Raw genomic sequence first — 21,255 nt, forward strand, 5'->3', positions numbered from 1 at the left:
GAAGCGCTTAGGGTCGGCGGCGAAGTAATCGCGGATGCGGTCGTTGGCGGTGGTCTCCTGCAGGCCCTTGAGGGCCTGCCAGGTGACGCTGCGGGTGAGCTGGAACATGGTCGACCTCTTGTGGGTTGGTATGGTTGTCGACGTCTTGGCAGGGGCGCGATCAGCCGGTACGCGAGGACATCCAGGCGCCGGCATCGGGGATAGTCATCTCGTACGCCTGGCCGAGCCAGGGGGAGCTGATCAGGAAGTCGGCGCTGGCGGGGTTGCAGGCCACCGGGATGTTCCACAGCGCCGCCAGGCGCAGCAGGGCCTTGACGTCGGGGTCGTGGGGCTGTGGCGCGAAGGGGTCCCAGAAGAAGATCAGCAGGTCGAGCCGCTGCTCGGCGATGCGCGCGCCGATCTGTTGGTCGCCCCCCAGCGGGCCGCTCATCAGGCCCTCCACCTCGAGGCCCAGCTGCTTGCCGATCCGGGTTGCGGTGGTGCCGGTGCCGACCAGCTGGTGCTGGGCCAGGGTGGTCTGCCAGCGCCCGGCCCATTCGAGCATCTCGTCCTTCTTGCCGTCGTGGGCGACCAGGGCGATGCATTTGCGGGCCGGCAGGGTTCGCTGCACGTTGCGTGGTGGGCGGATGTCACTCATGGCCGGCTTCCACGGCGAGGATCTTCAGGGTATTGGTGCCGCCGTGGGCGTTCATCTCGTCGCCCCGGGTGAGGATCACGTGGTCGCCGGACTCGGCGATGCCCTGCTTGACGAGCAGCGCCAGGGCCTGGCCGTTGAGTTCCTCGACTCCCATCTCGCTGGTGTCGAAGGGCAGCGAGACCACCCCGCGATAGAGCGCCATGCGCCGCTGGGCCACCGGGCTGTGGGCCAGGCCGATGATGGGCAGCCCCGAGCTGATCCTTGAGGCGATCAGCGGCGTGTAGCCGGAGGCGGTCATGCAGGCGATGGCGGCCACCCCGGAGAGGTGGTTGGCGGCGTACATGGCGGAAAGCGCGATGGTCTCGTCGACCTGGCTGAAGCCCTCGTGGATGCGGTGGCCGGACTCCTGGATGCGCCGTTCGCGCTCGGCGCCCAAACAGACCCGATCCATGGCCTCGACGGTCTCCACCGGGAAGTCGCCGGCGGCGGTCTCGGCGGAGAGCATCACCGCATCGGTGCCGTCGAGCACCGCGTTGGCCACGTCGAACACCTCGGCGCGGGTGGGCAAGGGCGAGTCGATCATCGACTCCATCATCTGGGTGGCGGTGATCACCGCGCGGTTCAGCGTGCGGGCGTGCTTGATGATGCGCTTCTGGGTGCCGATCAGCGCCGCGTCGCCGATCTCCACGCCCAGGTCGCCGCGCGCCACCATCACCGCCTCGCTGGCGCGGATGATGGCGTCCAACGTGGCGTCGTCGGCCACCGCCTCGGCGCGCTCGAGTTTGGCCACCAGGCCGATCTCCTTGCCGGCCTCGCCGAGCCGCTCACGGGCCTCCTGCATGTCGGCGGCGCTGCGCGGGAAGGAGATCGCCAGGTAGTCGACGCCGATCGCCACGGCGGTCTCCAGGTCGGCCTTGTCCTTGTCGGTAAGGGCCGGGGCCGAGAGACCGCCGCCCTGCTTGTTGATGCCCTTGTTGTTGGAGAGCGTGCCGCCCACCACCACGCTGGTGTGGATCAGGTGGTCGGCGACCCGGTTGACGTCGAGCACCAGCCGGCCGTCGTCGAGCAGCAGGCGGTCGCCGGGGCCGACGTCGTCGGCCAGGGTCTTGTAGTCGCAGCCGACGCGGCTGGCGTCGCCCTGGTCGCTGGCCAGGCCCATGTCGAGGATGAAGGACTGCCCCTCCTCGAGTTCCACGGCGCCCTCCTTGAAGCGGGCGATGCGGATCTTGGGACCCTGGAGGTCGCCCAGGGCGGCGACGCTGCGACCCAGGCGGTCGGCGATCTCGCGGACCCGTTCGAGGCGGCGACGATGGTCATCGGGGCTGCCGTGGGAGAAGTTGAGGCGCACCACGTCGACGCCGGCCTTGAGCATCGCCTCCAGGACGCCCTCCTGGTCGCTGGCCGGACCCAGGGTGGCGACGATCTTGGTGCGACGGATGGGGGTGTGCAGTGGGGTGGTCGACATGTCGGGCTCCTCCGATGGACACTGGTTATTATTGAATCACGATACCGTCTTTGAGGTAAGTTTACTACATTGTGGTCGGTGTGCGGGCTCTCCCTTCGATCTCGACACGAGGCCACTCTACGGGTGCATCCTATTGGATGCGTGTGACGAAGTGGTGTCGTCGGATGGCCAGGTGAAGAACCATATGTTGTAAAGTTACTAAAAAGTGCTTGAGCCCCGGACACGACTGGTCCACATTATGGGGGAGATGACGCTACTGGACCGAGGAGAACAACGCCATGACGCTCAAGATCGCCATCAACGGTTTCGGCCGCATCGGCCGCAACGTGCTGCGTGCCCTTTACGAGAACGGCTATCGCAATCGCGTGCAGGTGGTCGCCATCAACGACCTCGGCGACCCGTCCCTGAACGCGCACCTGCTGCGCCACGACACCGTGCACGGTCACTTCCCCTTCTCCGTCGAGCACGACGAGGAGAGCATGACCGTGGATGGCCAGCGCATCGCCATCCTCTCCGAACGGGACCCGGCGGCGCTGCCCTGGACGTCCCTGGGCGTGGACCTGGTGATGGAGTGCACCGGCCTGTTCACCAAGCGCGAGGCCGCCGCCAAGCACCTCGCGGCCGGCGCCGAGCGCGTGCTGATCTCGGCGCCGAGCCCCGACGCCGACGCCACCGTGGTGTATGGCGTCAACGAGGACGTGCTCACGCCCGAGCACAAGGTGGTCTCCAACGCCTCCTGCACCACCAACTGCCTGGCCCCGGTGGCCCAGGCGCTGCACGAGGCGGTGGGCATCGAGAACGGCCTGATGACCACGGTCCACGCCTACACCAATGACCAGAACCTCTCCGACGTCTACCACAAGGATCCCTACCGGGCGCGCAGCGCAACGCACTCGATGATCCCCACCAAGACCGGCGCCGCCGCGGCGGTGGGCCTGGTGCTGCCGGCGCTTGCGGGCAAGTTCGACGGCCTGGCCGTGCGCGTGCCGGTGATCAACGTCTCGCTGGTCGACCTGGTGTTCACCGCCGGTCGCGATACCACCAAGGAGGAGATCAACGAGATCGTGGCCAGCGCCGCCGAGGCCTCCCCGGTGCTGGCGGTCAACGCTCAGCCGCTGGTCTCCATCGACTTCAACCACGATGCCCACTCCTCGACCTTCGATGCCAACCACACCCGGGTGAACGGCCGCCTGGTCAAGGTGATGGCCTGGTACGACAACGAGTGGGGCTTCTCCAACCGCATGCTGGATACCGCCCTGGCCATGCATGCGGCCGGCGGGCGCAAGCGCGACGCCGCCTGATGCCCGGCCGTCGCTGACGGCCACTCCCGCCCCGTGCGGTATCATGACGCCGGGCCACCACCGTGGCCCGGCGTCGTCTCGTGCCGAGGATGGATCAAACCCAAGGAAGGCCCATGTCGCTCCCCGACTACTCCTGGCTGGCCTGGACCCTCATCGTGGTATCCACCTACCTCACCGGTGTCTCCAAGGGCGGGTTCGCCGGCGGCTTCGGCACCCTCTCGGTGCCGTTGATGGCGCTCGCCATCGGCCCCATCGAGGCGGCCGGCCTGCTGCTGCCGTTGCTGCTGGTGATGGATGCCTTCACGGTGAAGGCCTGGTGGGGACACCACGACCGCGCCGAGGTGCGTCGCGTGCTCCCGGGGCTGGCCATCGGGGTGGTCATCGGCACCCTGCTGATCGGTCGCCTGGACGAGGACGGCGTGCGCCTGCTGCTGGGCGTGATCTCCCTGCTGTTCGCCGCCTACATGCTGTTCAAGCCTGCCGCGGGGCGTCCCATCGCACCCCGCTGGGCGCTGCCGGCCGGTGCCGGCTGCGGCTTCACCAGCTTCCTGGCCCATGCCGGGGCGCCGCCGCTCAACCTCTACCTGGTTCCCCGGCGGCTGAGCAAGGAAGCCTTCATCGCCACCAGCGCGATCCTCTTCGCCGCGGTCAACCTGATGAAGCTGCCGCCCTACCTGTGGCTCGGCGAGATCAACCTGACCAGCGCCTGGGCCTCGCTGGTGCTGGTGCCGGTGGCCTGGGCCGGGGTGCGCAGCGGCCTGTGGCTGCAGCACCGGGTCAGCGAGCGCCTCTTCTACCGCCTGGTAATCCTGGCCATGGCCATCGTCGGCGTGCAGCTGCTGGTCCGGGCGCTGGGCTGAGCCTCAGCTCGGGATATGCCAGGTCCCCTGGCACTGGCTGCCGGGAAAGAGCCGCTGGGCGGTATCGGCGTTGCGCCGTTCGGCGAGGCTGTCGCGCCCGGCGCCCAGCGCCGCCAGCAGCGCGTCGTCGGCATGGCGCACGGTGAGCAGGGTCAGGTCGTCGCGACGCGCCACCGCATAGTCGTCGCACAGCGACGCGACCAGCGGCTCGAGGCGCTCGGGGTGGCCGTCCAGGCACAGCGAGAGGCGCATGGCGCCACTGTCGACCAGGCTGGCATGCAGCCCGGCCGCCACCAGTCGGCCGAGGATGTCGTGCTGGCGGGCCTCGTCCATGAAGGCGAAGTCCCGCGGGCGGATCTCCAGCAGCGTCTGCGCCTCGCGCAGGATCAGCGAGGGCGTCTGGGTGTCGAACCGGGTGTCGCGGCCGATGGTGCTGGGCGGTGCCTCGAGGTCCTCGAAGGAGCGCACCGTCAGCGGGATCGATTTCTGCTGCAGCGGCCCCAGGGTCTTGGGGTGGATCACCTTGGCGCCGTGCCAGGCCAGCTCAATGGCCTCGCCGTAGGAGATCTGCTCGAGCTGTACCGCGTTGTCGACGCGCCGCGGGTCGGCATTGAAGAGCCCCGGCACGTCCTTCCAGATGGTGACCTCCTCCGCCTCCAGGCAGTGGGCGAGGATCGCCGCGCTGAAGTCGGAGCCTTCGCGGCCCAGGGTGGTCGAGGCGCCCTCGGCGGTGCTGCCGATGAAGCCCTGGGTGACCCGGATCCTGCCGTCGTCTGCCACCAGGCCGCGCACCCGCTCGGCGGTGGCCTGCCAATCGACATTGGCTGCCTGGTGGCAATCGTCGGTGATCACCAGCTCGCGGGCATCGCACCACTCGGTGGCCATGCCGGCCGCGTCGAGCCAGGCACTGACGATGGTGGTGGAGAGCAGCTCGCCGAAGCCGACGGTCTGGTCATAGTGGAAGGGGCGCTCACGGCCCGCATGACGGCGATGGCGCTGGTCGAGCTCGGTGATCAGCGCCTCGACCCGTTCCGCCACGGGGCCGGCATTCGCGCCGAACAGGGCCTCGACCGTGGCCAGGTGGTCCCGGCGCAGGGACTCGAGGCGGTCGCGATAGTCGGCCGCCTTGCCATCCCGCGCCACGGCCAGCAGCGCCTCCAGGGCATTGGTGGTCTTGCCCATGGCCGAGACCACCACGACCAGCGGGCGCGCCCGGAAGCGGGCCAGTAGCTCGCCCAGTCGACGGATGGCAGCGGCGTCTTGGATCGAGGCACCGCCGAACTTGAAGACCTGGGACATTGCTGGTTCTCCTTCAACTGAGTCGTTGCCGGTAATCCTCGTAACCGAAGGTCTTCACCGTGCGCACCTCGCGGCTGGCCTCGTCGATCCGGCAGATCGACGGCAGGCGCATGCCGTTGAAGGTGGTGGTCTTCACCATGGTGTAGTGGGCCATGTCGGTGAACACCAGACGGTCGCCGATCGAGAGCGGGGCGTCGAAGCTGTACTCGCCCAGCACGTCGCCGGCCAGGCAGGTCAGCCCGCCCAGCCGGTAGGTGTGGGCCTTCTCGCCGGGCTCGCCGGCGCCGATGATCTCGGGCCGGTAGGGCATCTCCAGCACGTCGGGCATGTGCGCCGTGGCGGAGGTGTCGAGGATGGCGATGGGTCCGTCGTTCTCGACGATGTCCAGCACGCTGCACACCAGGTAGCCGGTGTTGAGCGCGATCGCCTCGCCGGGCTCCAGGTAGACCTCGAGGTGCGGATGGCGCGCCTTGAAGTCGCGGATCACCCGCACCAGCCGCTCCACGTCATAGTCCTCGCGGGTGATGTGGTGGCCGCCGCCGAAGTTCACCCATCGGCGACCGGCGAGGTGCCGGCCGAAGCGCTCCTCGAAGGCGGCCAGGGTGTGCTCCAGGGCGTCGCTGTTCTGCTCGCACAGGGTGTGGAAATGCAGGCCCTCGAGCCCCGCGAGGTCCACGCCCTCCAGGTCCACGGCCCGGGTGCCGAGCCGCGAGCCCGGGGCGCAGGGGTCGTAGAGCGCCACCTTGCCCTCGGAGTACTCGGGGTTGACCCGTAGGCCGCAGGAGACCCGCCGTGGCGCCTGGGCCACCCGCTCGCGGAAACGCTGCCACTGGGCCGGGGAGTTGAAGCTGAGGTGGTCCGCGTAGCGCAGCACCACCGCCATCTCCGCCTCGCTGAAGGCCGGCGAGTAGCAGTGCACCTCGCCGCCGAAGGTCTCGGCGCCCAGCCGCGCCTCGTCCTGGCCACTGGCCGTGGTACCCACCAGGTACTCACGGATCATCGGGAAGGTATCCCACATGGCGAAGCCCTTCAGCGCCAGCAGGATGCGCGCGCCGCTCCGCTCCTGGACCCGCCGCAGCAGTTCCAGGTTGCGGCGCAGCAGGGCATCGTCCACCACGTAGGCGGGCGACGGGCAGGCCTCGATGTCGAAGGGGTAAGCCGTCTCGGACATCGTGGATCAGGCCAGCAGGTCGGCGTCGGGGTCGAGCTCGACCATCTGCCAGGGCAGGCCCATGTCGCCGATGCGCGCCATGAAGGGGTCCGGGTCGAGCTGCTCGACGTTGAACACGCCGTCGCCCTTCCACAGGCCCTCGAGCATCAGCATGGCGCCCGTCACCGCGGGGACGCCGGTGGTGTAGGAGATCGCCTGGGACTGCACCTCAGCGTAGCACGCTTGGTGGTCGCAGATGTTGTAGAGGTGCACCTTGCGACGCTTGCCGTCCTTGATGCCGTCGAGGATCACGCCGATGTTGGTCTTGCCCTTGGTGCGCGGGCCGAGCGAGGCCGGGTCCGGCAGCACCGCCTTGAGGAACTGCAGCGGGGCGATCTCGCGGCCCTCGAACTCGATCGGCTCGATGCGGGTCATGCCGACGTTCTCGAGCACCTTGAGGTGGGTGATGTACGTCTCGGAGAAGGTCATCCAGAAGCGAATTCGTTTGAGGCCGCGGATATTCTGCGATAGGGACTCCATTTCCTCGTGGTAGAGCAGGTAGAGATCCTTCTCGCCGATCCCGTCGAAGTCGAAGCTGCGCTTCTCGGCCAGCGGCGCGGTCTCCTTCCACTCGCCCTCTTCCCAGTAGCGGCCGTTGGCGGTGATCTCGCGGATGTTGATCTCGGGATTGAAGTTGGTGGCGAACGGATAGCCGTGGTCGCCGCCGTTGGCATCCAGGATGTCGATGCGATGGATCTCGTCGAACAGGTGCTTCTGACCATAGGCGCAGTAGATGTTGGTCATGCCCGGGTCGAAGCCGCAGCCCAGGGTAGCCATGTTGCCCGCCTTGGCGTAGCGCTCCTGGAAGGCCCACTGCTCTTTGTACTCGAACTTGGCCTCGTCCGGGTGCTCGTAGTTGGCGGTGTCCAGGTAGGGCACGCCGGTGCGCAGGCAGGCCTCCATGATGGTCAGGTCCTGATAGGGCAGGGCGACGTGGATCAGCACGTCGGGCTGGAAGGACTCGATCAGCGCGACCAGCGCCTCGACGTCGTCGGCATCCACCTCGGCGGTCTGGATGGGGCGCTCCAGCTGGGACGCGATGGCGCGGCACTTCGCCTGGTTGCGGCTCGCCAGGCAGATCTCGCTGAAGACCTCGGGATGCTGGGCGCACTTGTGGGTGACGACACCGCCGACGCCGCCGGCGCCGATAATCAGGACTTTGCTCATGGGGGTTCGAATCCAGATCGGGAAAATATCAACAATGGTAGGGTCTTATCGGTAATTGGAGCACCTTGGCGCGTCCGGACCCGATGCCACCCCGGTCTCACTCTCGCCTGGCCGGTCGCATGGGCCGGCGAGTGGGCGCTGATAATGGCGCCCCCTGAGGCTGGTCGCAAGAGGTTTTCGCGTCAAGGCTAATACGAAAGTCGGGGTGGGGCAGCCCGTTTCACGAGCCGAGCGCAGGTCGACGGGCGAGCGAGGCGGAGACGGCAGGCCGGAAACGAAAAAAGCGCCCGTAGGCGCTTGATTCGTCGACTGTTTGGTGGAGGCGGCGGGAATTGAACCCGCGTCCGCCGGCACTCACCCATTGGCTCTACATGCTTAGTTTCGTCTTTTGATTTAACGCGACTGGCTCCGACGAGCAGGATCCAGCAACGCGATTCCTCTGAGTTTTAACGACCGGCGAGAGGACACCACCGATCGCGATCCCATCAGTCGTCGCTCGTATCCCCTCCGTGATGAATGGGCACATCACTTCGGGGCCGGGCTAGAAGCTAGCGGCGTTTAAGCTGCCAGCGCGCCCTGAGCGTAGTTGTCGTCGTTTGCGACTATTCAATCGTGATGTTGTATTTACGAGATACATCACGCTCTCGGCATGCACCTCAGGGATTGTCACCGGCGTCGAAACCGTGTCGCCCCCGTAATGCGCATCCTAACAGGATGTGCAGGGCTGTGACACCTCAGGCCTTGGTTTGTTCCCGCATGATGCGGCCCTTCTGGCGCTGCCAGTCGCGGTCCTTCTCGGTGGCCCGCTTGTCGTGCAGCTTCTTGCCGGTCACCAGGGCCAGCTCGCACTTCACCCGGTTGTGCTTCCAGTAGAGCTTGAGCGGCACGCAGGTGTGGCCCTTCTCCTGGGTGCGCGAGAAGATCTTGGCGATCTCCTTGCGATGCAGCAGCAGCTTGCGGGTGCGCGTGGGATCCGCCACCTCGTGGGTGCTGGCGGTGTTGAGCGGCATGATGTGGCTGCCCAACAGCCAGGCCTCGCCGTTCTTGACCAGGATGTAGGTGTCGGTGAGCTGCGCCTTGCCGGCCCGCAGGCTCTTCACTTCCCAGCCGGCCAGCACCAGGCCGGCCTCGAAGGCCTCGTCGATGTGGTATTCGAAGCGTGCCTTCTTGTTCTGGGCGATGACGTTGCTGCTGGGCCCCTTGCTCTTGCCTTTCTTGTTGGCCATGAAACCTCGTGTCCTGTATCTGCCGGTGGCGCTGCCCCTTCGATGTGGGGGGAAGCGTGGTACCATTCAAGGCCTGAAATAACCGCTCATGATACGCCCTGGGCACTGTGAAGTCAGCGGAGAGCTCAATGCCAACGGTCAATCGGTCCGCCATGGTGCGGCACACCCCCAAGGACATGTTCGACCTGGTCAACGACTTCGAGCGCTATCCGGAGTTCCTGCCCGGGTGCCGACGCGCACGCCTGCTGGAGCGCGATGACTCGCACCTGATCGGCGAGATGACCCTGGGGCGGGCCGGGATCGAGCAGAGCTTTACCACCCGCAACGATCTGATCGAGCCCGAGCGCATCGAGATGTCGCTGGTCAGCGGCCCCTTCAAGCGCCTGCGGGGTCGCTGGCTGTTCCTGCCGATGGGTGAGCGGGCCTGCAAGATCAGCCTTGAGCTGGAGTTCGAGTTCGCCAACCGCCTGCTGGCGATGGCCTTCGGTAAGCTCTTCCAGCAGGTGGCCGGCCAGCTGGTGGACTCCTTCACCCGCCGGGCGGACAACCTCTATGGCCGCTAGCGCGCCCGCCACGCTCGATGTCGAGGTGGCCTTCGCACTGCCCGACCAGCAGCGCATCATCCCGCTCGTGGTGCCCGAGGGCACCACGGCGCACCAGGCGGTGGCGATGGCGGGGCTGGAGGCGGCGTTTCCCGAACTGCCCCCGGCCACCTTCCGGCAGGCCACCCTGGGCATCTTCGGCAAGCGGCTGCGCGACCCGGACGCGGTGCGGCTGCGCGCTGGGGATCGGGTCGAGGTCTATCGTCCGCTGCAGATCGATCCCAAGGCGGCGCGCAGCGAGCGGGCTGCCCGCGGCAAACACTGACGCCCCGGCCGGCGAGGGCCGGCACGGGGCGTCAACGAAGACCGCAGTGCGCTGATGTCAGGGGCGGTCCGGGGTGACGTTGTCGATGGGGGCTTCGCGGGCGGCCGAGGTGCCCTCGCTGTCGGGCCCGATGCCGCGATCATCGCTCAGCGGCGGGGCCTTCGAGAAGTTGCCCTCCCGCTCGACCTCCGCGACTCGCCCGCCGGCGAAGGTCAGGGTGACGCGGCGCTGCTCCACGCCGCCGTAGGCCTCGTCGAGGCGATAGACATAGTCCCACTGGCTGGCATCGAAGGGGGCCTCGAGCAGGGGGCTGCCCATCAGGTCGACCACTTGCTGTCGGCTCATGCCCGGCCGCAGCTGCTCGACCATGGCCTCGGTCACTAGGTTGCCCTGGGGCAGATCGCGCTTGTACACACCGAAGTAGCTGCAACCGCTGATCAGCAGCAGGGCGACGGAAAGGGTGACGATTCTGGTCAGCTTTTGCATTTGCGCCTGTTCTTCACTATCGTGGATTCGGTCGATCATAACCGACCCTACCCGATACTGCGAAGAGCGACCATGGCCGACCAGAACCATGAATTGCGCAAGGCCGGTCTCAAGGTGACCCTGCCGCGCGTCAAGATCCTGCAGATCCTCGAGACTGCCTCCGAACAGCACCACCTGAGTGCCGAGGATGTCTACAAGACCCTGCTGGAAGCAGGCGAGGACGTGGGCCTGGCCACCGTCTATCGCGTGCTGACCCAGTTCGAGTCCGCCGGCCTGGTGATCCGCCACAACTTCGATGGCGGTCATGCGGTTTTCGAGCTCTCCCAGGAGGAGCACCACGACCACATGGTGTGCCTGGAGAGTGGCGAGATCATTGAATTCTTCGACGAGACCATCGAGCGTCGTCAGCAGGAGATCGCCGAGGAACACGGCTTCGAGCTGGTCGACCATGCCCTGGTGCTCTATGTGAGGCCCCGCGGCTCCCGCGCGACTCGCCAGGAAGGCATCCAGAAGAAGTGATCTCGCCCCGCTGAATCCGCCAGGCAGACGACCGCGGCCCCGATCCCAGGATCGGGGCCGCACTGCGTTGGGGCAATCTAATCTTGAGTACGAGCCGCGTTCGGCGGGCTCAGTGGTGGGCGCGCTGGCTGGCGTCGAGCATCTCCCGGGCATGGGCCAGGGTGCGGTCGGAGAGGTTCACCCCGCCCAGCATGCGCGCCAGCTCGCCGACCCGGCCGGCCTCGTCGAGCAGCGCCATGCGGGTCAGGGTGGAGGCCTCGCCGGCCTGCTTCTCGATGTGCAGGTGATGGTGCGCCTGGGCGGCCACCTGGGGCAGGTGGGTCACGGTCATCACCTGGCCGTTCTCGCCCAGCCGGCGCAGCAGCTGGCCGACGATCTCGGCGGTGGCGCCGGAGATGCCTACGTCCACCTCGTCGAACACCAGGCTGGCGATGGTCGAGTGCTGGGCCGCCACCACCTGGATCGCCAGGCTGATGCGCGAGAGCTCGCCGCCGGAGGCGACCTTGGCCAGCGGCCGGGCCGGCTGACCGGGGTTGGCGCTGATCAGCATGCGGGCGACCTCGAGCCCCTCGGCGGCCGGGGTCTCGCGGGTCTCCAGCTCGACCTCGAAGGTGGCCTTGTCCATGGCCAGGAAGGCCAGCTGCTCCTGCACGGCCTCTCCGAAGCGGCGGGCGGCCTGGTGGCGGGCTCGGGAGATTGCGGTGGCCTGCTCCTGCCAGTGGTTTTTCAGGGTATCGGCCTCGGCGGCCAGCGCCTCCAGGTCGCCGTCGCCGCCTTCCAGGCCTTCGAGCTCGTCGGCCAGCCGCCGGTGCAGGGCGAGGAGCTCCTCGGGCAGCACATGGTGCTTGCGGGCGATGCGATGCACTTCGCCGAGTCGCGCCTCGACCCAGGCCAGCCGCTCCGGGTCCAGCTCGACGCCGCCGGCGAAGTGGCCGAGCTCGCGGCTGGCCTCCTCGACCTGGATGCGCGCATCGCCGAGCATGCTGAGGGTGTCGGCCAGGCTGCCGCGGCCGCTGCCCGGCAGCGCCGAGAGATGCTGGATCGCCTGGTTGAGCAGCGACAGGGCGCCGCCCTCGTCGCCGTCGCAGCATTCGGCGGCGAACTGGGCCTCGCGTAGCCGCTCCTCGGCGTGGGCCAGCTCCTCCTGCTCCTTCTCGAGCCCCTTGAGCTCATTCTCGGCCAGGGCCAGCTGGTCGAGCTCCTCGACCTGGTAGCGCAGCAGCTGGCGGCGGGCGCGGATCTCGTCGCCGTCCTCGGTCAGGCGCTCGAGGCGGCGGCGGGTCGCCTGCCAGTCGCGGAAGGCCTGGCGCATCCCGGCCACCTGCTCACGGTGGCCGGCGAAGTCGTCGAGCAGGCGCAGGTGGGTCTCCTCCTTCAGCAGCGCCTGGTGGGCATGCTGACCATGGATCTCGATGAGGTGCTCGCCCAGGGCGCGTAGGTCGGCCACCGTGGCCGGCTGGCCGTTGATCCAGGCCTTGGAGCGCCCGGCCCGGGTGACCACCCGGCGCAGCAGGCAGTCGTCGCTGGGCAGTTCGCGGGCCTCGAGCCAGGCGCGGGCCGCGGGCAGCGCCTGGAGGTCGAAACGGGCGCTGAGGTCGGCGCGTTCGCGGCCTGGGCGCACGCTGGCGCTGTCGGCGCGCTCGCCCAGGCAGAGCCCCAGGGCACCCAGCAGGATGGACTTGCCGGCCCCCGTCTCGCCGGTGATGGCGGTCATGCCGCCGGAAAGCTCCAGCTCGAGGTGGTCGACGATAGCGAAGTCGCGAATGGCAAGCTCTGTCAGCATGGTGCCTCCCGGGGCCTGTCTGGGAATACTAAGTCAGTAACTGCCTGGGTCTGTAACGGCCTGGGTCTGTAACTGCCCAGCCTGTATCTACTGGTTATCCATACACGTATTGTGTGTTTATACAGTAGCCAAGGTTCGCCCACAATGCACGTTCGGCGTCGTCGCCCGATGACGCCTTGAGTTCGCCACGGCCAGCCCCATATACCCCGCAGACACGCACTCAAGTCATCATTCATGCCTTGCCAGCGGCTCCTGGCCGCTGATCGCCATTCAGGAGACCCACATGGCCAAAGACCCCCAGACCCCGCTGGACGACGAACTCGCTCGCGAGCTCGCTCGTGAGGAGCAGGACGCCGAGCCGCAAGCCGAGCCCGAGACCGTGGAGGGTGAGCTGGAGGGCGCCATCGAGGGCGCCGAGCAGGCCGCCACCGAAGCCCAGGCCGCGGACAATCCCGAGGCCGAGGTGCTGGCGGCCCGGGTCGAGGAGCTCGAGCAGAGCGTCGCCGACGCCAAGGAGCAGCAGCTGCGTGCCGCCGCCGAGGCGCAGAACGTGCGTCGCCGGGCCGAGCAGGAGGCCGAGAAGGCACGCAAGTTCGCCCTCGAGAAGTTCGTCAAGGAGCTGCTGCCGGTGGTCGACAGCCTGGAAAAGGCGCTGGACGCCATGCAGGACGGCGCCAGCGAGACGCATCGCGAGGGCGTCTCCATGACCCTCAAGATGCAGCACGACGCGCTGGCCAAGTTCGGCGTCGAGGTGGTGGAGCCCCACGGCGAGCCCTTCGACCCGCAATACCACGAGGCCATGGCCATGGTGCCCAACCCCGAGATGGAGCCCAACACCGTCATGGAGGTGATGCAGAAGGGCTACCTGCTCAACGGACGCCTGGTGCGCCCGGCCATGGTGGTGGTCAGCCAGGCCGCCGGCTGAGGCCGGGCCATACAAAAGCGGTCCTCGGGTCTTGAAAAGGTCTCGAGGGCCCCCAGATAGACGGCAACCCCGCGGTGAAAGCCGCAGACGACGAATTCAACTGTAATTTCGAGGATTTCCTATGGGACGCATCATCGGTATTGATCTGGGGACCACCAACTCTTGTGTCGCCGTGCTCGACGGTGACCAGGCCAAGGTGATCGAGAACGCCGAAGGCGCACGTACCACGCCCTCCATCATCGCCTACACGGAAGACGGCGAGATCCTGGTGGGCCAGGCGGCCAAGCGCCAGGCGGTGACCAACCCGCATAACACCGTCTACGCCATCAAGCGCCTGATCGGCCGTCGCTTCAAGGACGATGTCGTCCAGAAGGACATCAAGATGGTGCCCTACACCATCGCCGAGGCCGACAACGGTGACGCCTGGGTGGAAGTGAAGGGCAAGAAGCTTGCTCCGCCGCAGGTCAGCGCCGAAGTGCTGAAGAAGATGAAGAAGACCGCGGAAGACTACCTGGGTGAAGAAGTCACCGAGGCGGTCATCACCGTGCCGGCCTACTTCAATGACAGCCAGCGCCAGGCCACCAAGGATGCCGGCCGTATCGCCGGTCTCGAGGTCAAGCGCATCATCAACGAGCCGACCGCGGCGGCGCTGGCCTATGGCATGGACAAGGCGCGCGGTGACAAGACCATCGCGGTCTATGACCTGGGCGGCGGTACCTTCGACATCTCCATCATCGAGGTGGCGGACGTCGACGGCGAGACCCAGTTCGAGGTGCTGGCCACCAACGGCGACACCTTCCTGGGCGGCGAGGACTTCGACCTGGCACTGATCAACTACCTGGTCGACCAGTTCAAGTCCGATAGCGGCATCGACCTCTCCGGCGACAACCTGGCCATGCAGCGCCTCAAGGAAGCCGCCGAGAAGGCCAAGATCGAGCTCTCCAGCGCCCAGCAGACCGATGTCAACCTGCCGTACATCACGGCCGACAACACCGGGCCCAAGCACCTCAATGTCAAGGTGACCCGCGCCAAACTGGAGTCGCTGGTCGAGGCCTTGATCAAGCGTTCCATGGAGCCGTGCAAGACCGCGCTCAAGGATGCTGGCCTGTCCGCCTCCGAGATCGACGACGTCATCCTGGTCGGCGGCCAGACCCGCATGCCCATGGTGCAGAAGTCCGTGGCCGACTTCTTCGGCAAGGACGCCCGCAAGGACGTCAACCCCGACGAGGCCGTGGCCGTGGGTGCTGCCATCCAGGGCGGCGTGCTGGGCGGCGACGTCAAGGACGTGCTGCTGCTCGACGTCACCCCGCTGACGCTGGGTATCGAGACCCTTGGCGGCGTGATGACCCCGCTGATCGAGAAGAACACCACCATCCCGACCAAGAAGACCCAGACCTTCTCGACCGCGGATGACAACCAGACCGCCGTGACCATTCACGTGCAGCAGGGCGAGCGCAAGCAGTCCAGCGGCAACAAGTCGCTGGGTCGCTTCGACCTCAGCGACATTCCGCCGGCGCCGCGCGGCGTGCCGCAGATCGAGGTCGCCTTCGACCTGGACGCCAACGGCATCCTGCACGTCTCCGCCAAGGACAAGGCCACCGGTAAGGAGCAGTCGATCGTCATCAAGGCCTCCAGCGGTCTCTCCGAGGAAGAGGTCGAGCAGATGATGCAGGACGCCGAGGCTCACGCCGACGAGGACAAGAAGTTCGAGGAGCTGGTGCAGCTGCGCAATCAGGCCGACGGCATGGTCCACGCCGCCCGCAAGACCCTCGAGGAGGCCGGCGACAAGGCCAGCGACGAGGAGAAGCAGGCCATCGAGAGCGCCGCCAGCGAGCTCGAGGAGGCGATCAAGGGTGACGACAAGGACGACATCCAGGCCAAGCTGGACAAGCTGACCGAGGCGTCCGGCAACCTTGCCCAGAAGATGTACGCCGAGCAGAGCGATGCTGCCCAGCAGGCTGATGAAGCCGGCGACGAGGCTGGCGCCAAGAAGGAAGATGACGTGGTCGACGCCGAGTACGAAGAAGTCAACGACGACCAGAAAAAGCAGTAAACCACGACATCTGAACCACGGATGACGCCAGCGCGGGGGCCAGACTCCCGCGTTGGTGTTTCCGCTGAGTCCCTACGGAGGCGGACAGACTCATGTCCAAGCGTGATTACTACGAAGTACTGGGCGTCGAGCGCGGGGCCGACCAGAAGGACATCAAGAAGGCCTACCGACGCCACGCCCAGAAATTCCATCCGGACCGCAATCCGGATGATGACACCGCGGCGGAGAAGTTCCGCGAGGTTTCGGAGGCCTACGAGGTCCTGAGCGACAGCGAGAAGCGCGCCGCCTATGACCAGTTCGGCCATGCCGGTGTCGACGAGCAGGCCGGTGGCTTCGGCGGAGGCGGCTTCGGCGGTGCCGGGGCCGGCGGCTTCAGCGATATCTTCGGCGACGTGTTCGGCGACATCTTCGGCGGCGGGGGCGGCCGGCGCCATCCCAACGCCCCGGCCCGCGGCAGCGACCTGCGCTACAACCTCGAGCTCGACCTCGAGGACGCCGTGGCCGGCACCAGCGTGGATATCCGCGTGCCGCGCCACATCGAATGCGAGCGCTGCGACGGCGACGGTGCCGAGCCGGGCTCCAGCAAGGAGACCTGCCCGACCTGTAACGGCATGGGCCAGGTGCGCATGCAGCAGGGCTTCTTCGCCGTGCAGCAGACCTGCCCGACCTGCCACGGCAGCGGCCAGCACATCAAGGTGCCGTGCCACAAGTGCAACGGCGAGGGACGGGTGCGCGAGACCCGCACCCTCTCGGTGAAGATTCCGGCTGGGGTGGATATCGGCGACCGCATCCGCCTCAACGGCGAGGGCGAGGCCGGCATCAACGGCGGCCCGCCCGGGGATCTCTACGTCCAGGTGGCGATCAAGCCGCACCACATCTTCCAGCGCGACGGCCGCCACCTGCAGTGTGAGGTGCCGATCAACTTCGTTGACGCCGCACTCGGCGGTGAGCTGGAGGTGCCGACCCTGGACGGCCGGGTCAAGCTGAAGATTCCGCCCGAGACCCAGACCGGCAAGCTGTTCCGCCTGCGCGGCAAGGGCGTCAAGCCGGTGCGTGGCGGCCCGCCGGGCGACCTGCTGTGCAAGGTCGTGGTCGAGACCCCGGTCAAGCTCAACGAGGAGCAGAAGGACCTGCTGCGCACCTTCCAGGACAGCCTGGGCGGCAGCAACGGCCATCACCACTCGCCGAAGAAGTCGAGCTTCTTCGACGGGGTGAAGAAGTTCTTCGAGGACATGAAGCCGTAAGTCCGATCTAGTAACTATGAATGACTCGCGCCCTCCTATATCCTAAGATGTAGGAGGGCGTTTTTAATGTTCACTAGGAAGCGGTCATGCAGCGTTACCCAACAGAGAGAGCAGCTGAGATTCCAGATAAACCTGGCCTCTACTCTTTCTCATACAACCCGTTCCAAAAAAAACGCTTAGGAATATATAAGGACCAAGAAATTGGCGATGAACGCCTAAGTGCTGCTCTTAAAGTGGTTAAAAAGAAATTGTCGGCTTATAATAACTTGGCTTCAAAAGCCTTTTTGAGCCTTGATGTAGCGGAATACAATGCAGGAGGTAGGAAAGAAAATTCTTTTCGTGGCGAAGTCGTGAATTTTGACTATTTAGACCAGGTTATTGGGGAAGAGTCTGGAAGTGAAGCTTATCGATTTTTGAGTTTTCTTGAGTCTGCATCGCAGCTTTTTAGGCCGCTATACTGTGGAATGACTTTCAATCAGAGTCTGAAAACAAGGTATTTCCAGCATAAAAGAGACTATGATAAAACTGATTACGGTACATTTGGTTCTCGGTTGAGAGAGAGTGGTTTTCTTTGGCCAGATATTATATTCACGACAATAGAGATCCCACATGCTAATGTGTCTGAGGATGAGTTAAGGAAAATGGAAAAACTACTCATCGTGAATTCAAATCCAATCTTAAATAATAGGTAAGCTTTCATGTCAGAAATATTACTTGGTATACAAGAAGAGAAAGAGTTTGATATTGATCTTGTGGGTAATTTTGGGAGGTTTGTTTCTTCGGGCTCCTATCCTGTTGATTTTTTCATGACATCAATGCCTATTGCTAGAGCTATAAGTGACCTTAAGTTTGCGCGTGATGTCCAAATGAAAGATATTGATTTCGACTTGATGATGCAAAGGGATATTGATGAGAAAAGAGTTGAAGATGAAATAGTTCAGTATCTCCAGCCTGAAGAAGAAGCGGCTAAGACAAAACCGCTATTTTTTCCTCCATTACTGGCAGCTATTGTGCCTCTGTCCGATGGTGTTATTGATTCATTTTATGGAGAGCGTGAAAATATTGAGGAGCCTAGTAAAGGTTTGATCGGGACAAAGTGGAAAAATAACTTCCAGATTTCCGGAAGAGAGTCACATAGTTCAGATGCTTTGCAAATCACGAAGGAAGATAACTCTAGGAAAATAGTTGCTAATCAAGCGATTCTTTCAATGCGGTCTACAAGGATGAGCCCTAAAGGAGTTTCGCTTATTGTCATCGATGGACAACATAGATTGATGGCTCTAAAAAGAATTTATGAACGCAACCTTGACAAGGTTAGAGATATTATTGTTCCGATATGTATAATGTACCCACCAAGCTCATTCAAAGGATGCGATGAGGCAACAACTCCAAGTGTGCCAAGGGTCTTTAGGTCTTTGTTTGTCGATGTAAACTCTACTATGAAGACAGTAGGCGCACACTTTAATATCTTACTTTCTGATAAGTCAGCAAGTGATTTAGCATGCCGTGTGTTTTGTGACACAATTGTTAAGGAGCCTTATAGCGAGGTTTATCTTTCAGCGGTAGAATGGAACACTAAAGATATTAGGCTTTCAAATAATGTTAATAGGGAATATTCTATAACTAGCATCGGGATAATAAAAAAAGCTCTAGATGATGGTTTTAAGTCAGACTACTTGGCTCAGTATATGCTGGAAATTACTGATGCTGACGCAGAGCTTTTTCCAGAAGGTGCTGACCCGTACGAGTATCCGGCGAAAATAAAATGGGATGAATTCTCATACGCTCAGTCTAATATCTTAAAGGAAAGGGTTGGGAGGCATATAGTACCATTTTTAATAGATCTTTTCTTTAATAAAAAACCTTATAGTGAGCTTTGGGGTATTGTAAGCAAGTCTATTTATGGCTTGGAAAAGAAAGGGCTCGGAAAAGACGTTGAAGCTGCTATTTCAAACTCGGTTTTCCAAAATATAGTTAGTTATAGGCCCATTGACGAAAATAATGGCAGAGTTAAACTTAAAATAAAGGAAGTTGAGAGCGAGATTAGAGAACAAAGAAGAGAAGCGCAACTAGAAGTGCTTCGATATGCACTTTTCCAGCGTGCTTTAATTAATGTTGCAAGCTGGTTTTTCAAACTTGGTTATCAGCTAGAGCTATCGCCAAAAAGTGCTGCCTCTGGGTTTTTCAAACTTATAGAAATTGTTTTTTCTGAAAAAAGAGAGCAGTTTAACCCAGTGAATAGCTTTATGCAGCATACAGTGTATAACGATTTTAGAATTCGTTTTAGAGAGGATACGAAGCTCTCATTTCAGCAGCTTCTCTTTTCAAATCTAGCTTTGGAAAGTGTGCGAAAAAAAGTTGTAGTTGCTGGGTTTCAGTCATGTGATGATGTTGCTAGTGTAGAGAATACTCTTTTTGAGAAAGGTGCAGATTCTGCGGGGGAGTTTATATCTAAATATAGGAGAGAGCGCGAAAAGGTTTTTAAAAAGTCATATGCTGTTGATCCATCCCTGTCAGATGATCAAATCGAATTGTTGCAGATGAAAGAAAGTGAGCAGAAAAAGGACGAGAAGAAAGTAAAAGAAGGCAAGATTGACCAGGCTAAAGCTAGTAAAGATTTTGATGCTTTGGTTACTGAATACGTTGACGAGTTTACAATGAAGGCAAAGGCGGACTATAGGGATCTGCTTGGCATTCATTCAGATATACTTGAGCATTCATCTGATTCTGAAGTTGAAGAATGAAAGTGGAGTCGCCTTTCAATATTGTCGAGGTGGTGTCTGAGGGCGAGGTGACACTCGCCCAAATAATGCTTGACGATTTCCTGAGCAGTCATAGTGCTGCTGGTTCTGTCTTGTTTACTGACGTGAACCCTGATCAGCTTTGCTTCCACGGCGATGATAAGTTCAGTGGATTGGTTAGTTTTATAAGGCCAGTTTCCTCCTTGGAGGATCGTTGTGTAATATATAGTGTTTATAGGTTTCTTTATTCGGCAGAAGATATTGGAGGCCTCTATATATATAATGATGGTTGGGAATATTTTGACCTTGAGCTCTTAACTCCTAAACAGGCTCTGTCTTTACTCAACATTTTATCAACAGATTTTCTTTCTTGGAGGGTCCCTGTTGAGAGGCTTTTCAGAGATGTTTCTAGTATTGGTGGTTCATCATTTCTTGCCCTAAATGGGGAGGTGGGATTTAAAGTTAGAGAAAGTTATCTCTCTCTAATATATGATATTGAAAGCATGCAGCGGTTAATTTGGTGCCCTGCAAGACTTGAAAAAAAAGATGATTATAAAAATTTAGGAGCTTCTTTGGTTAAGTTTGCTAGGCCTATATATGACGAAAAAAAAAGCAGGCTGAAATCCTTAGGACTTAGCAAGCTAAAGGATGTTGTAGATGTTTTCTTTGATGGAGCGACCATTGGGAGTTCTAGAAAGATTAACTATTCTTCTGATGTTTGGCCCTATATTGTGACAGTTATGTCGTGCTGGTTTTACAGGGCGTCACTTGTTTATAAGAGAAGTGGTCTTATTTCTGAGGCGATAATGTCTTTATCTAGAAGTTTAGAGTTTTGCTTTGTTTCTAAAGGTATGCGCGATGGGGTGATAAGTTTAACCCAAGGAGCTGGGAGAGTTGTGGTTAATGGGAAAGAGGTTACCGGAATAGGAGGTTTAGTCACAGAGATGTTATATTATAGTTCCATAGAGGGTGGGCAAAGGAGTGTGGAGGAGGTCTGGCCTATTCTTGCTATTAGAAATAATAGTAAATTAGCCCACGGGGTCTTAGACATTGATGAGGCTCTTTACGACGATTCGCTTCAAGCATATTCTCGGGTGGTAAAGAAAGTCTACGATAAAGATTTGTTTTACATATACAAGGAGGTGAATGACGAGATTGGAAGAAGCCCTCTTGTTGAAATTACAACAGAGAGCTTGAAAAAAGAGTTGCTACATTATTTTACCATCACGAAGTAACTTCTAATCCATGCTCGACGTGCAGACTCCATGCGCAGGACAAATCGGCTCCTTGGCTATTTTTATATAAGTTTCTTAGTATGGTTAATGTTGCTGTTTCTGTTTCTCCAAGCCAAGTCGCCTTGTCAAGCATCATGTGTCCACTGTCTGTAAGAGACAGGTTTTTGAAGACTTTTCCGGTCTCAATTGATCTAAAAAATAATTCCCTGGCGGCAATGTTAGGTGGTGTTCCTGAGC

Annotated in this window: 19 protein-coding genes and 1 other RNA gene; 11 read left to right on the forward strand and 9 right to left on the reverse strand. The window is 61.7% G+C overall.

Annotated elements, in window-relative coordinates:
• Window positions 1-160 precede the first annotated feature (160 nt).
• Window positions 161-637: a methylglyoxal synthase gene (locus OP497_RS12340; protein WP_280548813.1), complete on the reverse strand. Its 477-nt coding sequence runs from the start codon at window positions 635-637 to the stop codon at window positions 161-163.
• Window positions 630-2,102 carry a pyruvate kinase gene (gene pyk / locus OP497_RS12345; RefSeq protein WP_280548815.1) on the reverse strand — a complete coding sequence of 491 codons (1,473 nt, stop codon included), beginning with the start codon at window positions 2,100-2,102 and terminating at the stop codon, window positions 630-632. The genes OP497_RS12340 and pyk overlap by 8 nt, the downstream gene beginning before the upstream one ends.
• A 278-nt stretch (window positions 2,103-2,380) precedes the next feature.
• Between pyk and gap the strand changes: the two genes are divergently transcribed.
• Both gap and OP497_RS12355 read left to right on the forward strand, forming a co-directional pair.
• Window positions 2,381-3,403, forward strand: a complete 1,023-nt coding sequence (gene gap, locus OP497_RS12350; RefSeq protein WP_280548817.1) for a type I glyceraldehyde-3-phosphate dehydrogenase — start codon at window positions 2,381-2,383, stop codon at window positions 3,401-3,403.
• Between the two features lie 113 nt (window positions 3,404-3,516).
• Window positions 3,517-4,263 carry a sulfite exporter TauE/SafE family protein gene (locus OP497_RS12355; protein WP_280548819.1) on the forward strand — a complete coding sequence of 249 codons (747 nt, stop codon included), beginning with the start codon at window positions 3,517-3,519 and terminating at the stop codon, window positions 4,261-4,263.
• A gap of 3 nt (window positions 4,264-4,266) precedes the next feature.
• Here OP497_RS12355 and OP497_RS12360 read toward each other — a convergent pair whose 3' ends face one another.
• From OP497_RS12360 to smpB, 5 genes are all read right to left on the reverse strand, one after another.
• Window positions 4,267-5,562: an aspartate kinase gene (locus tag OP497_RS12360; protein ID WP_280548821.1), complete on the reverse strand. Its 1,296-nt coding sequence runs from the start codon at window positions 5,560-5,562 to the stop codon at window positions 4,267-4,269.
• A 13-nt stretch (window positions 5,563-5,575) separates the two neighbouring features.
• Window positions 5,576-6,733, reverse strand: coding sequence for a carboxynorspermidine decarboxylase (gene nspC / locus OP497_RS12365; protein WP_280548823.1), 1,158 nt, complete (start codon window positions 6,731-6,733; stop codon window positions 5,576-5,578).
• Window positions 6,734-6,739: 6 nt separating this feature from the next.
• Window positions 6,740-7,939: a saccharopine dehydrogenase family protein gene (locus OP497_RS12370; protein WP_280548825.1), complete on the reverse strand. Its 1,200-nt coding sequence runs from the start codon at window positions 7,937-7,939 to the stop codon at window positions 6,740-6,742.
• 314 nt (window positions 7,940-8,253) lie between these two features.
• Window positions 8,254-8,633: a transfer-messenger RNA gene (ssrA, locus tag OP497_RS12375) on the reverse strand.
• A 40-nt stretch (window positions 8,634-8,673) separates the two neighbouring features.
• Window positions 8,674-9,165 carry an SsrA-binding protein SmpB gene (gene smpB, locus OP497_RS12380; RefSeq protein ID WP_280548827.1) on the reverse strand — a complete coding sequence of 164 codons (492 nt, stop codon included), beginning with the start codon at window positions 9,163-9,165 and terminating at the stop codon, window positions 8,674-8,676.
• A gap of 128 nt (window positions 9,166-9,293) precedes the next feature.
• Between smpB and OP497_RS12385 the strand changes: the two genes are divergently transcribed.
• Both OP497_RS12385 and OP497_RS12390 read left to right on the forward strand, forming a co-directional pair.
• Window positions 9,294-9,728 carry a type II toxin-antitoxin system RatA family toxin gene (locus OP497_RS12385; protein WP_280548829.1) on the forward strand — a complete coding sequence of 145 codons (435 nt, stop codon included), beginning with the start codon at window positions 9,294-9,296 and terminating at the stop codon, window positions 9,726-9,728.
• A complete protein-coding gene (locus tag OP497_RS12390) occupies window positions 9,718-10,032 on the forward strand; it encodes an RnfH family protein (protein WP_280548831.1) in 315 nt (104 codons plus the stop codon). The genes OP497_RS12385 and OP497_RS12390 overlap by 11 nt, the downstream gene beginning before the upstream one ends.
• A gap of 57 nt (window positions 10,033-10,089) precedes the next feature.
• On the opposite strand, the gene OP497_RS12395 is transcribed toward OP497_RS12390, so the two are convergent.
• Window positions 10,090-10,518 carry an outer membrane protein assembly factor BamE gene (locus OP497_RS12395; protein WP_280548832.1) on the reverse strand — a complete coding sequence of 143 codons (429 nt, stop codon included), beginning with the start codon at window positions 10,516-10,518 and terminating at the stop codon, window positions 10,090-10,092.
• Between the two features lie 72 nt (window positions 10,519-10,590).
• Between OP497_RS12395 and fur the strand changes: the two genes are divergently transcribed.
• The gene (fur, locus tag OP497_RS12400; RefSeq protein WP_280548834.1) at window positions 10,591-11,037 is read left to right on the forward strand and encodes a ferric iron uptake transcriptional regulator; all 447 of its coding nucleotides are present in this window, start codon (window positions 10,591-10,593) and stop codon (window positions 11,035-11,037) included.
• Between the two features lie 109 nt (window positions 11,038-11,146).
• Here the strand turns inward: fur and recN are convergent, their stop codons facing one another.
• A complete protein-coding gene (recN, locus tag OP497_RS12405) occupies window positions 11,147-12,820 on the reverse strand; it encodes a DNA repair protein RecN (RefSeq protein WP_280548836.1) in 1,674 nt (557 codons plus the stop codon).
• 283 nt (window positions 12,821-13,103) lie between these two features.
• Here recN and grpE point away from each other — a divergent pair, with 283 nt between their 5' ends.
• From grpE to OP497_RS12435, 6 genes are all read left to right on the forward strand, one after another.
• Window positions 13,104-13,745: a nucleotide exchange factor GrpE gene (gene grpE / locus OP497_RS12410; protein ID WP_280548838.1), complete on the forward strand. Its 642-nt coding sequence runs from the start codon at window positions 13,104-13,106 to the stop codon at window positions 13,743-13,745.
• 121 nt (window positions 13,746-13,866) lie between these two features.
• Entirely contained in the window at window positions 13,867-15,798 is a 1,932-nt protein-coding gene (gene dnaK, locus OP497_RS12415; RefSeq protein ID WP_280548840.1) for a molecular chaperone DnaK, read from the forward strand.
• Window positions 15,799-15,890: 92 nt separating this feature from the next.
• Entirely contained in the window at window positions 15,891-17,042 is a 1,152-nt protein-coding gene (gene dnaJ / locus OP497_RS12420; protein WP_280548843.1) for a molecular chaperone DnaJ, read from the forward strand.
• Window positions 17,043-17,128: 86 nt separating this feature from the next.
• On the forward strand, window positions 17,129-17,734 hold the full coding sequence (locus OP497_RS12425) for a hypothetical protein (protein WP_280548845.1): 606 nt from the start codon (window positions 17,129-17,131) through the stop codon (window positions 17,732-17,734).
• A 6-nt stretch (window positions 17,735-17,740) separates the two neighbouring features.
• Complete coding sequence (locus OP497_RS12430; RefSeq protein WP_280548847.1) at window positions 17,741-19,786, forward strand: DNA sulfur modification protein DndB; 2,046 nt, start codon at window positions 17,741-17,743, stop codon at window positions 19,784-19,786.
• On the forward strand, window positions 19,783-21,018 hold the full coding sequence (locus OP497_RS12435; protein ID WP_280548849.1) for a hypothetical protein: 1,236 nt from the start codon (window positions 19,783-19,785) through the stop codon (window positions 21,016-21,018). The genes OP497_RS12430 and OP497_RS12435 overlap by 4 nt, the downstream gene beginning before the upstream one ends.
• The last annotated feature ends 237 nt before the right edge of the window (window positions 21,019-21,255 follow it).

This window comes from Halomonas sp. 11-S5 (assembly GCF_029889825.1).
Lineage (GTDB): Bacteria > Pseudomonadota > Gammaproteobacteria > Pseudomonadales > Halomonadaceae > Halomonas.

Excerpts from the sequence above, each read along its gene's own strand:
- OP497_RS12340 (WP_280548813.1), bottom strand. The coding sequence starts at position 637 with ATGAGTGACATCCGCCCACCACGCAACGTGCAGCGAACCCTGCCGGCC.
- pyk (WP_280548815.1), bottom strand. The coding sequence starts at position 2,102 with ATGTCGACCACCCCACTGCACACCCCCATCCGTCGCACCAAGATCGTC.
- gap (WP_280548817.1), top strand. The coding sequence starts at position 2,381 with ATGACGCTCAAGATCGCCATCAACGGTTTCGGCCGCATCGGCCGCAAC.
- OP497_RS12355 (WP_280548819.1), top strand. The coding sequence starts at position 3,517 with ATGTCGCTCCCCGACTACTCCTGGCTGGCCTGGACCCTCATCGTGGTA.
- OP497_RS12360 (WP_280548821.1), bottom strand. The coding sequence starts at position 5,562 with ATGTCCCAGGTCTTCAAGTTCGGCGGTGCCTCGATCCAAGACGCCGCT.
- nspC (WP_280548823.1), bottom strand. The coding sequence starts at position 6,733 with ATGTCCGAGACGGCTTACCCCTTCGACATCGAGGCCTGCCCGTCGCCC.
- OP497_RS12370 (WP_280548825.1), bottom strand. The coding sequence starts at position 7,939 with ATGAGCAAAGTCCTGATTATCGGCGCCGGCGGCGTCGGCGGTGTCGTC.
- smpB (WP_280548827.1), bottom strand. The coding sequence starts at position 9,165 with ATGGCCAACAAGAAAGGCAAGAGCAAGGGGCCCAGCAGCAACGTCATC.
- OP497_RS12385 (WP_280548829.1), top strand. The coding sequence starts at position 9,294 with ATGCCAACGGTCAATCGGTCCGCCATGGTGCGGCACACCCCCAAGGAC.
- OP497_RS12390 (WP_280548831.1), top strand. The coding sequence starts at position 9,718 with ATGGCCGCTAGCGCGCCCGCCACGCTCGATGTCGAGGTGGCCTTCGCA.
- OP497_RS12395 (WP_280548832.1), bottom strand. The coding sequence starts at position 10,518 with ATGCAAAAGCTGACCAGAATCGTCACCCTTTCCGTCGCCCTGCTGCTG.
- fur (WP_280548834.1), top strand. The coding sequence starts at position 10,591 with ATGGCCGACCAGAACCATGAATTGCGCAAGGCCGGTCTCAAGGTGACC.
- recN (WP_280548836.1), bottom strand. The coding sequence starts at position 12,820 with ATGCTGACAGAGCTTGCCATTCGCGACTTCGCTATCGTCGACCACCTC.
- grpE (WP_280548838.1), top strand. The coding sequence starts at position 13,104 with ATGGCCAAAGACCCCCAGACCCCGCTGGACGACGAACTCGCTCGCGAG.
- dnaK (WP_280548840.1), top strand. The coding sequence starts at position 13,867 with ATGGGACGCATCATCGGTATTGATCTGGGGACCACCAACTCTTGTGTC.
- dnaJ (WP_280548843.1), top strand. The coding sequence starts at position 15,891 with ATGTCCAAGCGTGATTACTACGAAGTACTGGGCGTCGAGCGCGGGGCC.
- OP497_RS12425 (WP_280548845.1), top strand. The coding sequence starts at position 17,129 with ATGCAGCGTTACCCAACAGAGAGAGCAGCTGAGATTCCAGATAAACCT.
- OP497_RS12430 (WP_280548847.1), top strand. The coding sequence starts at position 17,741 with ATGTCAGAAATATTACTTGGTATACAAGAAGAGAAAGAGTTTGATATT.
- OP497_RS12435 (WP_280548849.1), top strand. The coding sequence starts at position 19,783 with ATGAAAGTGGAGTCGCCTTTCAATATTGTCGAGGTGGTGTCTGAGGGC.